The sequence below is a fragment of the Psychrobacter sp. M13 genome (genome assembly GCF_030718935.1).
GTDB classification, from domain to species: domain Bacteria; phylum Pseudomonadota; class Gammaproteobacteria; order Pseudomonadales; family Moraxellaceae; genus Psychrobacter; species Psychrobacter immobilis_G.
In genome coordinates this window covers 1900997-1916780 of the sequence record NZ_CP132194.1, presented here as the reverse complement: position 1 = coordinate 1916780, position 15784 = coordinate 1900997, and the positions used below count along the sequence as shown (strand labels likewise).

Genomic DNA, 15784 nt, shown 5'->3' with positions numbered 1-15784 from the left:
TAGATAGAGGGTTTTTTATTGGCTAATGGTTTTGTAAATATCAAAATTAAGACTATATCGCGTTTTTTAAAGTAAAAAAATTGAATTTATAAATAGGTAAGCCAAGTGATATAAGGCTTTAAACGCTAGTATCGTAGTAATTAACCGCGACGCAGTGCTGATGACGAAAGACCAACAGTAATTGCTGGCTAGGAATAGCGAGCCAGTGCGCAAAGGCAATATTGCTTATTCTATGGTCTGATAATAATTGTAAGCAGTGCTGACGACTATAGCCTAAGCAATTATTGATGAAAGAGTTTTGAAGAGTAGGGTGAATTGTAGAATTGTGCATGGTTTTATACCTGTATTTAAATAGCTGATTCAATAAGCTATCGTAGAATAAGCAGATATAAAACTGATGGGTAAACGATGAAAAGTTAATGAATTAGTTTGCTCAATTTTTCGAAGGTTTAGCTAAAGGCAGGGTAATGCTAAATATTACCCCAGCATATGAGTTAGCGTTAGCGTCACCTTCTACATTATCGATAGCTACCGTACCGCCATGATGCTCGATCACTTGCTTAACTAGTGTTAGACCCAATCCTGTACCTTTTTTTGGTGTGGTTTGTAGCGTAGGATTTTGCTCAGCCTTTGACTCAGTCGTTTGATTAGCTTGATTACTAGTCTGGTAGGCGCTGTTTTGGTTGACATTGCGTTGATGCGACAAGCTAAAATAGCGATCAAAAGCTTTGGTTAAAGCATAATCGGGTAGTGGCTTGCCATCATTAAATACAGTTAGAGTAACTACTTGCTCTACATGAATATTTATATTGAAGCTGACATTGTTTTGGGCAAAATAAATCGCATTATCGAGCACATTTTGTAGTGCTTGTAGTAGCCAAAAGCTATCGGCATACACCGTCGTTTTTTCCATCAAATCATTTTTAATGATATCTTCTTTAGCTAACAGCTGATTATTTATAAACAATTCGATAGCAGGTAGCTGACGCTGCTGTAGCTTTGGTGTACTGTCTTTGATCAGGCTACTAAGCAAAGGCAATAGGGCTATCGGTTCACGATTGAGCTTAAAAGTTGGCTGCTCCACTTTAGCCAATAGCAATAGCCGATCTATCAGCTGATGCATCTTAATACTTTGCTCACCTATCGTCTGATTGAGCATTTGCCGATCATCAGCGTCAAGACCATCATCTTCTAATAGCTCGCTGCTGGCACGAATAGCGGTCAATGGACTTTTAAGCTCATGAGTCAATGTATGCACATAGTCACTGACATAAGCACGGTTTTCTAGTCGATGCTTCATACTCTCGATAGTATCGGTCAGGCTGTTGAGCTCGTGGCCTAAATAAAAGTAAGGCTTTTTGGTCTGCTCTGCCAGCTCGCGAGTATAATGAGTGACTAAAGTAATACTTTGCTTGAGCCACCAAGCAACCAGCCCTGCTAACAGCAGCGCGACTATACTTATCAGTAGCATAGTAATGAGCATGCGCCGACGGGTATTGTCCAAATAAGGCATTACGCTATCGACGGGTTTGCCGACGCTGACCACACCGATAAGTTGACCTGTCGCATCGTTAATCGGCTGCGCCACATACATGATTGAGCTATCACGTTTGCTATTGATATCTGGCGTACTGCGTGCGCCGTATTGACCTAGTAGCGTTAGATAAACGTCGTTCCATCGGCTATAATCTTGGCCTTCGGCATTAGTAGACGTGGGACGTGAGTCGTAAATGACTAAACCTGTGCTATCAGTGACATAAATCCGAAAGCTACTATAAGCTTTGCGTCGATAGGCAGGCTCTTCTTTATAGACTTGTCGGTACTTATCCGCGCTATTGGCGAGCCTAGTACTGTTGGCTGTTTTACTACTATTATTGGGTTCAGACGTTACTGGCACATGGACAAAGGCACTATCGAGTTGTCTTTGATAAGACTCAGTCAACATCTCGCCTGTTTGCAGAGGTGTCTGTAAGCTGGCGGCCAGCAATTTACTAGTATCTAATAGCGTATCTTCGATCACTTGCTGGGCGGTAGGTTTGACATGACTGAACAGTTGAGTAAATACTACGATACCGCAGATAATAAGAACTAAAGCGACTGCAAGCCAAATCCGAAAAAATATACTTAAGTTTAGGACGCGCTTGGGCGCAGTGGTTTGTTGATCGCTACCTATAGGATGCAGCTTGGCATACCAACTGTTTTGGCTCGACTGAGTGCTGTTATTGGGCTTATTATCAGTCATTAGGCGGGACACAAAGCATAACCAAGACCGCGATGAGTATGAATAACATCGGTATCTGGATTAATCATAGCCAACTGCTTACGGATGGATTTAACATGACTATCGATCGTTCTTGCCAGACGATGATCCGGATAGTCGCTGACAGCATTTAGTAGCTGCTCGCGGCTAAAGACTTGATTGGGTGCTTGTAATAACGCTAATAGAATCTTACGCTCAGTATTGCTCAGGTCTAGCTTTTGCTCTTGCCAAGTCAGCGAATAATTTAGCGGTTGATAGTGCCAGTGACCTGAGGGGCCATCAAACGTTAAAGCTTTATCTGCTGCGGGCTTATCAGTGTTACCAGCGCTTACGGACTCTTGCGCTTCTACTAATAATTGCTCGCGCCGCCAAATCGCTTTGAGGCGTGCGACCAATTCACGAGGACTAAAGGGCTTAGCGCAGTAATCATCACCGCCCATCTCAAGACCCAAGATACGATCCACCTCTTCGCTACGTGCGGTCAAAAATATAATCGGAATGTTTTTTAGGCTATCAATATCAGCGGCATGGCGAATCTGCTGGCAAAGGCTCAAGCCATCACCATCGGGCAGACCGACATCTAGAATGATAGCGGATAGATCTTGCGCCTCGGCAGCATGAAGCATCGGCAGCACGCTACTGGCATTATCCAGCCAAGTGATCTGCCAGCCTTCACGTTTAGCAGTCACTTTCAGTGACATGGCGATAGCGGGATCGTCTTCTACTAAAAGAATATGAGTCATAAGATTTTATCTTTTTATTATCGATTAGGGCGTATTGAACATTCATAAATGAGCACTGCTGATAGCTACAATTGGTCTAGTCTAAGTGAAAATCGCAGGTAATGCAGATGCCTTGGCTAGCTGTTTTTAGTTAGACGGTTACAACGAATAGAGCGATTTTAGCATCAGCCCTGAGAACGGATCGAGCAAAGCACTGCTTTGCCCGTTCGCAAGACGAGAGCTGTGCTCGAGTGGGACAGGACTCTTTTTTACCGCTTCATTGCTAAAAATAGACGCTTAGAATGACTAAACTTACAATTTTTATCTGCGAATCACCTAAAAAATAGTCACTGTCAGTGCCACGATCGAATGTTCAACACGCCCTAAATACTGAGAAGATGCTAACAAGCTTTACCAGTAATATAGAAATTAGATTTGCAGCGTTAACTATTGAAAAGGGCTGATCTAACATCATAAACAGTAATGATTATTCAAAGTGCAAGTATTTACACTGATTTAAGCTTAGCATAAAATTATTTTCATATTATGCAATAGCTAAGCAAAGATTGTGGAAAATTGATGGATAACAGTCACTGTAATAAAGCTTTCCATTATTTCAATTTAATAACTATTTTTAATTCATCTTTTAATAAAGACAGGAAGATTGTATGAGCAACTATCTAGACGTCGTAACGGTAGAGCACAACCCATCGAACAAGCCAATAGACCGCGCGGTTATTTGGCTGCATGGTCTAGGCGCAAGCGGTCATGACTTTGAGCCAGTCGTCCCGCAGTTGGGCTTAGATAACGATATGGCAGTACGTTTTATATTCCCACATGCACCGAGTCGTCCAGTAACTATTAATGGCGGTATGGTGATGCCATCGTGGTACGATATTTTTGAGATGAGCCTAGATCGTAAAGTCGACGTTGCGCAAATAGAGCAATCAAGCCAGCAGATTAAAGATCTCATCAATCGTGAGGTTGAGCGCGGCGTCAAGCCTGAGCATATTGTGATCGCAGGATTCTCACAGGGCGGGGCAGTGGCTTATCACTTAGCACTCGGCTATCCGCAGCGTTTGGCAGGCTTGATGACGCTATCCACTTATTTAGCCACTAACGATCAGATTAATTATAGCGATGCTAATAAAGAGTTACCGATATTGATTGAGCATGGCATTCATGATCCCATTGTGCCTGTCGCTTTAGGCGAGCAAGCATCTAAGACTTTATCAGCCAAAGGCTATAATGTTGAATACATTACCTATCCTATGGCGCATCAAGTCTGTATGCCACAGATTCAAGGTATTGGGGTATGGCTGAATAAGGTATTAGGATAAGTTTTTAAGCGACTTCTCGTTGTTAATTAAATTCGACAAGATCTGTTTGATCTTATACTAGATAATAATAGAACTAGTCCTATAAAGGGGCTGGTTTTATTATTTAATAAGCCATAGTAATACTTGCGCTATACATTTACACTAGTAAATATAGAGTTTGACTTTGCTTGATGGTGGGCAATTATTTATTTCAATGCTCTCATCCAAATAACACATAATTTTTGGAGGCAACCCATGCAAACAACTCATTTAGCGTTTTACATTGCGGATCAAGGCAAGTTATTGGATCGAATCATTAGCAAAATTGATGGCTCACCCTATAGCCATTGCGAGCTAATCATTGAGGATCTTGGGAATAAACACTATGACTGTATTAGCTCAAGCCACCGTGATGGTGGGCTTAGACGCAAGGTAATTGATATGACTACCGATCATTGGGAGCTAGTACCTGTACAATGCGATCTTGATTACGCGGTACGTTGGTTCAATAAGCGCCAAGGCTTTGGTTATGATTATCTAGCCTTGATTCGTACTATCGTACCGGGTTTTTATAATCCTGAGCGCCTAGTATTTTGCTCTGAGGCCTGCGCTGATATGCTGGAGCTTATAGATCCTGGAAGTTATGGACTTGAAAAGCTATATCGCTGGGCAACTCAACTAAAGCGACCTAAAGTTGAGTGAAGTGTATAATAAAATTGATGATGACATGCCTTAGAGTAGAGTGGTTATAAGTTATCAAACAAACTAGCTGAGCCTATAGAACATAAGCTGTTAATTAATGTAATGTTATCAAGTTAGCAGTTGAAACAAACCTTATAACTGCTATATAATATGCCCATCTATTGGGGATGTTCTGGCTTCGACGCTGGTGATGAAACTCAATGATGCATGTCGAGAGTATATGTCCTCTCGTTAATCCAACATATATTGTTATAGTCGCAAACGACGAAAATTACGCTCTAGCAGCTTAAACCCAGTTTACTTGGTTTAAACCCTGTTTACTTAGTTGCTGATCACCTACAGTTGGTCAACTAAGTTGAAGCGTCCGCATGTAGGCTCGCCACAAGGGATTGTCTCAATCGCTTGGGTTCAAAAGTAGAGAATCGGCTAATCCATCCTGACTGTCGGATCGGTGCAGACTAAAATTAAAGACAGAAACTAAACATGTAGATTCATGAGCGTAATGCTGGCGGACGCGGGTTCAACTCCCGCCATCTCCACCAAATTTTAATAGAGAAACCAGTCACTTAGGTGGCTGGTTTTTTTATGCCTATAAATTGATGATAATTGTCTCTAAAACGCTGTTCATACACGTTAGTAAAAGCTTGCATGCAAGCCATACCCAAATCGGCTAAGCTCGATACTGTACTTTGGCTAATACCAGAGACAGGAATATTTCTTCGGTGCAAACTAACTGCTGGCAATGATGCGGCTAAGCTGACAAATCAATGTTTGGCAAAAGGGATGGTATTAGCGTCAAGTAATTTTTTAGCCAAGCACAAAATGCCCAGAGCTTTATGATACTTTATGTGGCGCAAGCTGCGGATGCGAAAATCTATGAAGTGTTGGCTGGGGCTTTGGAGTGATTGGAGCAACGTTGCGTAGGTTGCAACCTATAAGTTACGTTAGATGTTATTTTTCAAATGGTTTCTCATAGCGATTACTACAGAAGCAGCAAGCTATCGTTTCGAAATTTGCATCAAAGTTATGGTTAGTAATCGGTGCGCAGGGCGCACCCTACAAAAACTTAAACCAGCTTTGTGTTTAGTGGAGATGGCAGGAGTTAAACCTGCGTCTTTAACTTAAAAAACCGAATAGTCTTATTAGCTTTTATATTATCAACCCAATATAAATCATCTTCCAAACCAAAGATTATCCTCAAGACCGCCACTCTCATTTGGCGTTGCGATATGACGCGCCGCTTTTGCAAATATATCGTGTGAAGCACTAGAGAACACTTGCCACTCAGCCCAGCGCTTAAGTACATATATTGTCTTTGGTACGTGCTCATCTAGACTGTCGGTAGTTGATTGCAAAGTTTGCAGCCACCAGAATTTTTCTTCATCATCTAACTGATATCCGCTAGATTTTTCCTTGCTTTGATGAGTATTCCATTGTTCCAGCATGGTAAGAGCATCTGTAACGCCAGGACTGCCTTGAAGGATAATGACCGCTATTAGTGCTCGAAACCAGTAGCCCAAGGCATTACGCTGTGCGTTTTCATCGAGATGTGGCAGCACGCACAATACTGCATGCAGGCTGGTCAATCCATGTACGATAAAGAACTCATTATCGCTACTGTACACGGCAATTGCTGCAATCACGGTTAGTACTTCGATAGAAGCCGTTAGGTCAGAGGCAGCTAAGTTGTCGTCAATGTCAGGTAATCTTAGCGTCACCATCTCGTTAAGGAACTGTGCCATCGGTTCATCAGGATTATCAAAGGTAATCAAGCGCTGTTGAAACTTACCTCTATTTAAATTTTTATAATCTTCAGTCTTGCTCAATGCATAAGCTTGCTCTGTCAGTTTGGTGGTTCTGTCATCGGTCAAGATTTGCTTAAGCACTTCGATTATATCTGGCGCATCAGGCGACCATAGCTGACAAGGTTGATAGTCACTATGATTTGCGCCAGTTGCTAAGGGCTGAAAGGCCGTTGCCATATAAGCAAGTCCTTCTGATGCCATATCATCAGACTCAACATCGACTGCCCAGCCCGTATGAATGACTGGATGTAGTGCAGCTCCAGCCATACCTTTTGAAAGCGTAGGGTAGTAGCGCTTGAGGCAGACGCTTAATCCTAGCTCTGCTATTTCTGCATCAAAAAAGTCACGATATGATTCAAAGCCAATCCGAGTAGACTGCAAATTGTTTAGCCAATTAGCTTCTGTTATTGCGGTGTAGTAAAGTGCATTTTTACGAGGTGGCGCAAGCATTCCAGACTCTGCTATAGCGCTCATGGCATCTCTGTTCGTATCCTTAACATCATCTTTAAGAATGCCCTCATTGATATAAACGGTTTGCCACCACTGCATTTTACTTTTGCTAACGCCAGCGGCATCCAATGCAATCCAATTGTGGGTAATGTGGTTGGAGAGGTATTGATCATATTCAATGTGCCAGTTTCTACCGCGTTTGAGCCACTCATGTAGATGCTTAGAATAGTTTGGCTTTGAATAAAATATCATAATGATGATCTGCTATATTTAATACTAAAAATATAGCATAAAAAAAGCCAGTAACATAAGTTACTGGCTTCTTTTAATCCAAACAAGCTTAGCTAAAGATTACTCTTCAGAATCATCCGCTTGTTCTTCTTCTACTAGATCTTCGTCTTCATCATCGCCATCTTCTGATAGGATAGTGACCAAGATAGTAGCCGTTACATCATGATGCAATTGGATATCAACATTGTATTCACCGATCTGACGTAGTGTACCTTCTGGTAGCTTAACCTCAGCACGATCTACTTCTAGACCTGAGTTGGTTAATGCTTCAGCGATATCACGAGTACCGATAGAACCGAATAATTTACCTTCATCGCCTGATTTTGCACGCATGATTACATTAACGTCAGTTAACGCGTCAGCACGTGTTTGAGCAGTTGCGACCTCAGCAGCTTCTTCAGCTTCAAGTTCGGCACGACGTGCTTCGAACTTTTCAATGTTAAGCTTAGTAGCAGGAAGTGCTTTGCCATGAGGGATAAGAAAGTTACGTCCGTAACCTGGTTTTACATCGACAGTTTCACCGAGCTTACCAAGGTTGACGATACGCTGTAACAAAATAATTTGCATGAGTCATTCCTAGTTAACGGTTAACCCTGATGGTTATCAGTGTATGGTAAGAGCGATAAATAACGAGCTTGCTTGATAGCAGTCGCTAGTTGACGCTGATATTTTGTAGAAGTACCAGTAATACGACTTGGTACGATTTTGCCATTATCACTGATATACTGTTTTAGCAATTCAACATCTTTATAATCGATGTGAGTAATGCCTTCAGCGGTGAAACGGCAGAATTTGCGACGGCGATAGAAACGTGCCATGAGTATTCTCCTTTAATTAGTCATCACTGTTGTTGTCGTTGTCGTCATTGTCTTGATCTGGACGACGAGGAGTAGCTTTGCGTGCGCGTTTTTCATCGGCATTCTTAGCTAACATCGACTCTTCAGTGACAGCTTCGTCACGACGCATAACTAGGCTACGAATAACGGCATCGTTATAACGGAACAATTCTTCAAGCTCTTCTAAAGTATCACCGTCAGTTTCAATGTTGAAAAGAACATAGTGAGCTTTATGGATCTTGTTGATTGGATAAGCCAATTGACGGCGGCCCCAATCTTCTAAACGATGGATAGCGCCACCATTGTCTTGAACCAACTTGATATAGCGTTCAACCATGCCGACCACTTGGTCGCTTTGGTCTGGGTGTACAATTAACACCACTTCGTAATGTCGCATTTGGACTCCTTACGGATTAGTAGCTATTAACCCTATGTTAATAGCAAGGAGATTTATAGAGTAAACTCAATCTTAATAATAAAGGGTCTTGATAATAAAAAGCCTTTAAAATAAAGAATAAGCTTAGCTTATAAAGCGCCGTAGTATAACAGTAACTGATGATTAATACAAAGTTTAAAAACAACAGTAATGAATTTTGGCAAATAAAGATTTTATCTACAAAAGGGAGTTCATAAAAAAGCAACGCCGAAGCGCTGCTGTTATTTTTATTAAAACTATTAGTTTTTATCGAATAGCTTAAAGCTATTTAATTTTAGGTTGTTTGACCAATTGACTACTATTGGCTTTGACGACTAAGGTCTTAGCCAATTTATCATGCCAGCCGATATTTTCAGGGCTTTTTGAGGCCATGTAATAGTTGATCGCAACGACTAAAAAGCCCATAAAACTAGTAAAAGAAAATAATAGATTGTAAATGATAAATAATAATAGCGTACGAGTACCAATCAGCTTGATAAATGAAGGCAGACGATGAGTGCTTTGATCAACCACCCGAATACCTGTAATGAGCTTACCAAGAGACTGCCCACGTAGGGTAATAAATACCAGTTGCAGCGCAAATAGTCCAAATACGAGTACCTGTGACATCATCAGAGTGCCACTAGGCATACTTTCCATCAATGTCAAAGAGTACTGGTAAGCGGCATCCATATTTTGGATATCTTGAAACTTAGTATAATCGACATCCATCTTGGCTAAAGCCAACACCAAGGGAAAGATGGCTAATAGATACATCAGCGCATTAATCGCTGTCGCTAATATTCGCGACATAATAGGCGCAAGGATCACATCACCAATGACAACATCTTTTGCCGAAGCTGCTTTATTGGTTTTATTCAATGAAACGTTGTTGGGCGAATATTGACGATTGGTCGTCATATCAGCTTTAGTATTTTTAGCAGTAGACTTAGACTCAGGCTTACCATAGAGTCTATCGATAGACATCTTTTTACCATCATTAGTCTTTGAGCCTTGAGGATTATTATCTTCAGGGAACACCGTGACATTGTTAATAATAGAATCATTGGTAACTGTTGAGTTAGATCCTGTATTAGCAGGGCGATAAGCGTATTGATTGGCGGTCAAATCGCCGATACGTTGCCATTTATCTAAACCCTCATGCCATACCAAATCATCAAGCATCACCTCACCTGAGGTCAACATGATATTGAGCTGATCTAAGGTATAAGGACCCGCTTGTACATTATTTCGAGCAAGAAAAATCTGCATAATAGCCTATATCTTTAGTGGTAGCTTACTTTGTTATATTAGGGCGTATTTACTATTCACAAGTAAACTGATTTCATAAGTAAACTGATTAACCGCTATCAGCGCCTACTTAATACAGTTTAGGGTTTGCTTGCCGATTCATCAAAGTGCAAGATGAGTGGCAAACAAACCCTAAATATAAAGCGTGTAACTTATGGAGCGTTTATTTGACTTCTTCATCCGCTAAGAAGAACCAAGTATCGAGTACTGAATCAGGGTTCAGTGATACTGAGCTGATACCTTGCTCCATCAGCCAATAGGCAAGATCAGGATGATCTGATGGGCCTTGACCACAGATACCGACATACTTGTTTTGTTTACGGCAAGCTTCAATCGCCATAGTAAGTAGCTTTTTGACTGCAGGATCACGCTCATCAAATAGATGCGAGATAATACCTGAATCACGATCAAGACCTAAAGTCAGCTGAGTCAAGTCGTTTGAGCCAATAGAGAAGCCATCAAAGTATTCTAAGAACTCTTCTGCTAGTAGGCAGTTGGTTGGCAGCTCACACATCATGATAACGCGCAGACCGTTTTCGCCACGTTTGAGACCGTTTTTCTCAAGCAACTCGATAACTTGCGCCGCTTCACCGACAGTACGCACAAACGGAATCATAATCTCAACGTTAGTTAGACCCATCTCATCACGGACGCGTTTGAGGGCTTTACACTCAAGCTCAAAGCAGTCACGGAAATTGTCAGAGACATAACGGCTCGCACCACGGAAGCCCAGCATTGGGTTTTCTTCTGATGGCTCGTATAATTTACCACCCAAAAGGTTGGCATATTCGTTCGATTTAAAATCAGACATACGTACGATGACCGGTTGATCCATAAAGGCAACCGCTAGTGTTGAGATACCTTCAACCAATTTATCAACGTAGAAGTCAACAGGTGAAGCATAGCCTGCAATACGCTCATTAATAGCTTGTGCCACTTCACGCGGTAAGCTGTTCATATTGAGCAGTGCTTTTGGATGCACGCCAATCATACGGTTGATGATAAACTCTAAACGGGCAAGGCCGATACCTTCGTTTGGCATTTGGGTAAAGGAGAAAGCGCGATCAGGATTACCGACGTTCATCATCACTTTGAATGCAAGCTCAGGCATAGACTCGATAGAGTTGGTCTGAATATCAAAATCAATTTGGCTCTCATAGATAAAGCCAGTATCACCCTCAGCACAAGAGACGGTTACATCTTGACCATCGACGAGCAATTCTGTGGCATTACCACAACCGACGATAGCAGGCACACCGAGCTCACGGGCGATAATAGCGGCATGACAGGTACGACCACCACGGTTAGTGATGATAGCTGAGGCACGCTTCATGACGGGCTCCCAATCTGGATCCGTCATGTCTGAAACTAGTACGTCGCCATCTTCTACTTTGTCCATCTCGCTAATATCATTGACGATACGCACTTTACCAGCACCGATACGTTGACCGATTGAGCGACCCTCGCATAGCACTTTAGCACCTTTAGTGTCGATGATATAACGCTCCATGACGTTACTGTCCTGACGACTCTTAACGGTCTCTGGACGCGCTTGAACGATAAAGATTTCACCCGTGTCGCCGTCTTTTGCCCACTCAATATCCATCGCTTGACCATAATGTTTTTCGATGGTCATGGCTTGCTTGGCTAGTGAGTTTAGCTCTTCGGTCGATAGTGAGAACTGCATACGCTCTTGCTTTTCAACATCGACAATTTTGACTGATTTGGCAGTGCTGCCTTCATCGCCATAGATCATCTTTTTATGCTTGCTACCGATGTTACGACGAATAACCGCAGGCTTGCCATTTTCTAGTAATCTTTTAGATAAATAAAACTCATCAGGATTGACCGCACCTTGTACGACCATCTCACCTAGACCATAGCTTGAAGTAATGAATACCACTTGATCAAAGCCGCTTTCGGTATCTAGGGTGAACATAACGCCAGCTGCGCCCGTCTCTGAGCGTACCATACGCTGAATACCAGCAGACAACGCAACGCCTTCATGCTCAAAGCCTTTATGGACGCGATAAGAGATCGCGCGGTCATTATATAGCGATGAAAATACTTCTTTTATAGCAATCAGTACGTTATCAATACCGCGAATATTTAGATAAGTCTCTTGCTGACCGGCAAATGAGGCATCTGGTAAATCTTCAGCAGTAGCAGAAGAGCGTACTGCAACCGAAATATCTTCACCCTTGCTCATCTCTTCGAATGATTGACGTACTTGCGCCTCAAGATCACTCGGCAAGTCTTGATCAATAATCCAACCGCGAATCTTTTTACCTGTCGCTGCTAGCTTATTAACATCATTAACATCTAAAGCTTTTAACTCGTCATTAATCTTATCAAGTAGACCCGTTTCGGTTAAAAAACGATTAAAAGCATCGGCGGTCGTTGCAAAGCCACCAGGGACACTAACGCCCAAATCTGATAGGTGACTGATCATCTCACCAAGCGATGAATTCTTGCCACCAACCGTGTCAACATCGTTTTTACCTAGCTTATTAAGGTTGATTACAAGTGCTGAAGATTGCTCTGCCATGATAACTCCAAGAAATAAGGTTATTTAGTAAGGATTATAACGCGGAATTATACCCCTATATTGGTCAGATTTCGAGTGATAAAGTGAAAAAATGACTAAACTGACAAAAATTATCTGCTTTTTTTGACGGCTTATCATTTTACGATATGTTTTGTTGTCAAAAATACTGGTTTCAATGAGTAATAATCAATGACGGTTGTCTACAATAGACTTTCATGTTTTAGCAGATTTAGTAACATTGATTTCTATTGGTTTGCTATTATGAGTATAATGTAAGCCATAATATTTAGGCTATAAGATCTAAGTTATAGTACCTAAGCAATAATATTATTTAAGCAATAACAATATCTAAGCAATAGTATCTAAGCCTGCTTTGATAGGGGTATCAAAAAACGGCTCAATCACCGTAGTCGTCTAAAGGTTATTGTCCAAAGGCCATCATTGAGGTTCTGCAGTTATGTATTCTAATCAGACATCCGAACAGGATAAGCCCACTATCCAAAACCATCATGCGCTAAGCTTAGACAATTCACAAACGATAAGAAGTGCGTTTTTTATATCGGATGGTACGGCTATTACCGCTGAGACTCTTGGGCGCTCCATTTTGAGTCAATTTGCCTCCGTGCCTTTTGAGACGCGAGTGCTGCCGTATGTTGATAGCTTGGAGCGCGCTGAAGATGCGGTTGAGCAAATAAACATTGCCTATCAGCGTGACGGTCTGTTGCCGCTGGTGTTCGATACCATTGTCAATCCTGAGATTCGTGAAAAAGTCAATTCAGCTCACGGCTGCAACTTAGATATGTATGAAGGTCTGATCGGTCGTATTGCTGAAGAGATTGCCGTCGAGCCTGATGGTCACTCGGGTAACGCTCATGATAACGTCGACTCTGAGAACTACAAAGAGCGTATCGATGCAGTGCATTTTGCCCTAGACAACGATGATGGCGCGCGTACCCGTCATTATAGTATGGCTGACATAATCTTGATTGGTGTATCGCGTTCGGGCAAGACGCCAACTTCACTTTATTTAGCGCTGCAATTCGGTATTCGTGCGGCAAACTATCCGCTGACCGAAGATGACTTGTATGATAATCAGCTGCCAAAAGCGTTGCGTGAGCATAAAGACAAGCTGTTCGGTTTAGTGATTAACACGGATCGGTTGGTTAAGATACGTCAAGAGCGTCGTGCGGGTAGTCGCTATTCGAGCTATCAACAAGTGCAGCAAGAGCAGCGTGCTATACAAGGTATCTATATCTCACAAGGTATTCCAAGCCTTGATGTCTCAGAGATGTCCGTTGAAGAGATTGCCACACGTATATTACAAATGACAGGTCTAAAGCGCCGCATTGGTTAAACTGATTTTTATTTGTTATTGTCTTATTCACTATTAAAAGAATCCTAAGAGCTAAATGCTAAATAAACGGAAGAACAAAGAGGATACTATGGGAAGCAAACGTAAAGATGATGCCACTAATGATACTGGCAAAGAGTCGCAAACCGAAGTCTCAAATAAAGACAGTGGCAGCGCACCAACAACTGCGCCTGAGCAAACTCAAGCTATGAGTAAAGAAGAAAAAATTGAGCAAACACATGAGCAAGTTACTGACGATATCATGCACCATCCTGATTTAGTCAGTCCACTAGATGACAAGCGCGTCTACGTCAAATCAGGGTATGGTAAAGATGCTGAGCGCTTAAAAAAAGACGATCATGACTACACTTACGATGCAGTAATATTAGGGGCAGGACCTGCTGGTGAAGCGGCGGCTATGAAGCTTACTAAATCAGGCAAAAAGGTTGCGGTCATTGACCCACGCGATCAAGTCGGTGGTAACTGTACTCATGTCGGTACCATACCCAGTAAATCCTTGCGCCAATCTGTATTTAACTTGATTAATTTCCGTCGTGATCCGATGTTTACCAAAACCTTGGATTATCACAGAGTACCTCTAAATAAGGTGCTGGCTAATGCTCGTCAAGTTATTCGCCGCCAGGTTACTACGCATACGCGGTTTTATGAGCGTAATCAAGTCGATGTGATTCACGGCTGGGCAAGCTTCGTTGATGCGCATACGGTCAAGATTGAAACCGAAGAAAACGTCTTTGAGACGGTTACCTTTAACAAAGCTATCATTACGGTCGGTAGCCGCCCTTATCGCCCTGATCTACTAGACTTCGATCATCCACGCGTATTTGATTCAGATAAAATACTGCAAATGGATTATGTTATTCGTAAGATTATTATCTATGGTGCAGGCGTGATCGGCTCTGAGTATGCCTCAATCTTTACGGGTCTGGGCTGCAAAGTAGATTTAATTAATAATCAAACCCGATTATTAAATTATTTAGATAGTGAGATTAGCGACGCTCTTGCCCATGATTTTAGACAATTTGGTGTGGTTATTCGCAATAATGAAGAAATTGATCATTTAGAGACCCATGATGATTATGTTGTTTTGCATTTAAAAAGCGGTAAGAAAATAAAGGCCGATGCCATTTTGTGGTCTAATGGACGCTCGGGTAATACGGAAGGATTAAATGTAGAAGCCTTGGGTCTAACACCTAATAGCCGCGGACAGCTCAAAGTCGATGATACCTACCGTACTGAGGTGGATAATATCTACGCGGCAGGAGATGTGATTGGCTGGCCGTCGCTTGCCTCAGCCGCTTATGACCAAGGACGCTGTGCTGCCGCCTTTATGGTCGGTGATAGTGACGCTGAGCCTGTCTCTAGTGTGCCGACGGGTATTTACACTATTCCTGAGATCTCAAGTATTGGTAAAACCGAGCAAGAGCTCACAGATGAGCAGATTCCTTATGAAGTCGGGCAGGCGTTCTTTAAAGACTTGGCGCGCGCGCAAATCATTGGCGAACGCACAGGTGTCCTCAAGATATTATTCCATCGTGAGACGCTACAGTTATTAGGCGTTCACTGCTATGGTAACCATGCCTCAGAGATTATCCATATCGGACAGGCGGTCATGAAGTGTGGTGCAACACTTGAATACTTCGTCAATACGACCTTTAACTATCCGACGATGGCAGAAGCTTATCGGGTAGCAGCACTTAACGGTCTTAATCGGGTGTTTTAAATTTGAAAAAGCTAACTTGATAATAAAAAAGCG

At 42.1% G+C, this 15784-nt stretch carries 13 protein-coding genes and 1 other RNA gene; 5 read left to right on the top strand and 9 right to left on the bottom strand.

Annotated elements, in window-relative coordinates:
* Nucleotides 1-118: 118 nt before the first annotated feature.
* The 3 genes from Q9G97_RS07965 to Q9G97_RS07955 all read right to left on the bottom strand — a co-directional run bounded on the left by Q9G97_RS07965 (nt 119) and on the right by Q9G97_RS07955 (nt 3003).
* Entirely contained in the window at nt 119-331 is a 213-nt protein-coding gene (locus tag Q9G97_RS07965) for a hypothetical protein (RefSeq protein WP_305898366.1), read from the bottom strand.
* Between the two features lie 102 nt (nt 332-433).
* Complete coding sequence (creC, locus tag Q9G97_RS07960) at nt 434-2254, bottom strand: two-component system sensor histidine kinase CreC (RefSeq protein WP_305898365.1); 1821 nt, start codon at nt 2252-2254, stop codon at nt 434-436.
* Nucleotides 2242-3003, bottom strand: coding sequence for a response regulator (locus tag Q9G97_RS07955; protein WP_305898364.1), 762 nt, complete (start codon nt 3001-3003; stop codon nt 2242-2244). Before Q9G97_RS07955 ends, creC begins: the two co-directional genes overlap by 13 nt.
* Before the next feature lie 647 nt (nt 3004-3650).
* Between Q9G97_RS07955 and Q9G97_RS07950 the strand changes: the two genes are divergently transcribed.
* The 3 genes from Q9G97_RS07950 (at nt 3651) to ssrA (ending at nt 5545) form a co-directional block, all read left to right on the top strand.
* Nucleotides 3651-4322, top strand: a complete 672-nt coding sequence (locus tag Q9G97_RS07950) for an alpha/beta hydrolase (RefSeq protein WP_305898363.1) — start codon at nt 3651-3653, stop codon at nt 4320-4322.
* A gap of 234 nt (nt 4323-4556) precedes the next feature.
* Nucleotides 4557-5003 carry a hypothetical protein gene (locus tag Q9G97_RS07945; RefSeq protein ID WP_201569252.1) on the top strand — a complete coding sequence of 149 codons (447 nt, stop codon included), beginning with the start codon at nt 4557-4559 and terminating at the stop codon, nt 5001-5003.
* A 163-nt stretch (nt 5004-5166) separates the two neighbouring features.
* Nucleotides 5167-5545, top strand: a transfer-messenger RNA (tmRNA) gene (ssrA, locus tag Q9G97_RS07940).
* A gap of 630 nt (nt 5546-6175) precedes the next feature.
* Here ssrA and Q9G97_RS07935 read toward each other — a convergent pair.
* From Q9G97_RS07935 to ppsA, 6 genes are all read right to left on the bottom strand, one after another.
* Entirely contained in the window at nt 6176-7510 is a 1335-nt protein-coding gene (locus Q9G97_RS07935) for a questin oxidase family protein (RefSeq protein WP_305898362.1), read from the bottom strand.
* 99 nt (nt 7511-7609) lie between these two features.
* Entirely contained in the window at nt 7610-8116 is a 507-nt protein-coding gene (gene rplI, locus Q9G97_RS07930) for a 50S ribosomal protein L9 (protein ID WP_201569248.1), read from the bottom strand.
* 20 nt (nt 8117-8136) lie between these two features.
* The gene (gene rpsR / locus Q9G97_RS07925) at nt 8137-8367 is read right to left on the bottom strand and encodes a 30S ribosomal protein S18 (protein WP_010198808.1); all 231 of its coding nucleotides are present in this window, start codon (nt 8365-8367) and stop codon (nt 8137-8139) included.
* Nucleotides 8368-8383: 16 nt separating this feature from the next.
* The gene (gene rpsF / locus Q9G97_RS07920) at nt 8384-8782 is read right to left on the bottom strand and encodes a 30S ribosomal protein S6 (RefSeq protein ID WP_201569246.1); all 399 of its coding nucleotides are present in this window, start codon (nt 8780-8782) and stop codon (nt 8384-8386) included.
* 303 nt (nt 8783-9085) lie between these two features.
* Entirely contained in the window at nt 9086-10072 is a 987-nt protein-coding gene (locus tag Q9G97_RS07915) for an RDD family protein (protein ID WP_305898361.1), read from the bottom strand.
* Nucleotides 10073-10274: 202 nt separating this feature from the next.
* Complete coding sequence (gene ppsA, locus Q9G97_RS07910) at nt 10275-12659, bottom strand: phosphoenolpyruvate synthase (RefSeq protein WP_305898360.1); 2385 nt, start codon at nt 12657-12659, stop codon at nt 10275-10277.
* 457 nt (nt 12660-13116) lie between these two features.
* Here ppsA and Q9G97_RS07905 point away from each other — a divergent pair, with 457 nt between their 5' ends.
* Both Q9G97_RS07905 and sthA read left to right on the top strand, forming a co-directional pair.
* A complete protein-coding gene (locus Q9G97_RS07905) occupies nt 13117-14013 on the top strand; it encodes a pyruvate, water dikinase regulatory protein (protein ID WP_227680210.1) in 897 nt (298 codons plus the stop codon).
* Between the two features lie 88 nt (nt 14014-14101).
* Nucleotides 14102-15751 carry a Si-specific NAD(P)(+) transhydrogenase gene (gene sthA, locus Q9G97_RS07900; RefSeq protein ID WP_305898359.1) on the top strand — a complete coding sequence of 550 codons (1650 nt, stop codon included), beginning with the start codon at nt 14102-14104 and terminating at the stop codon, nt 15749-15751.
* Nucleotides 15752-15784: the final 33 nt, after the last annotated feature.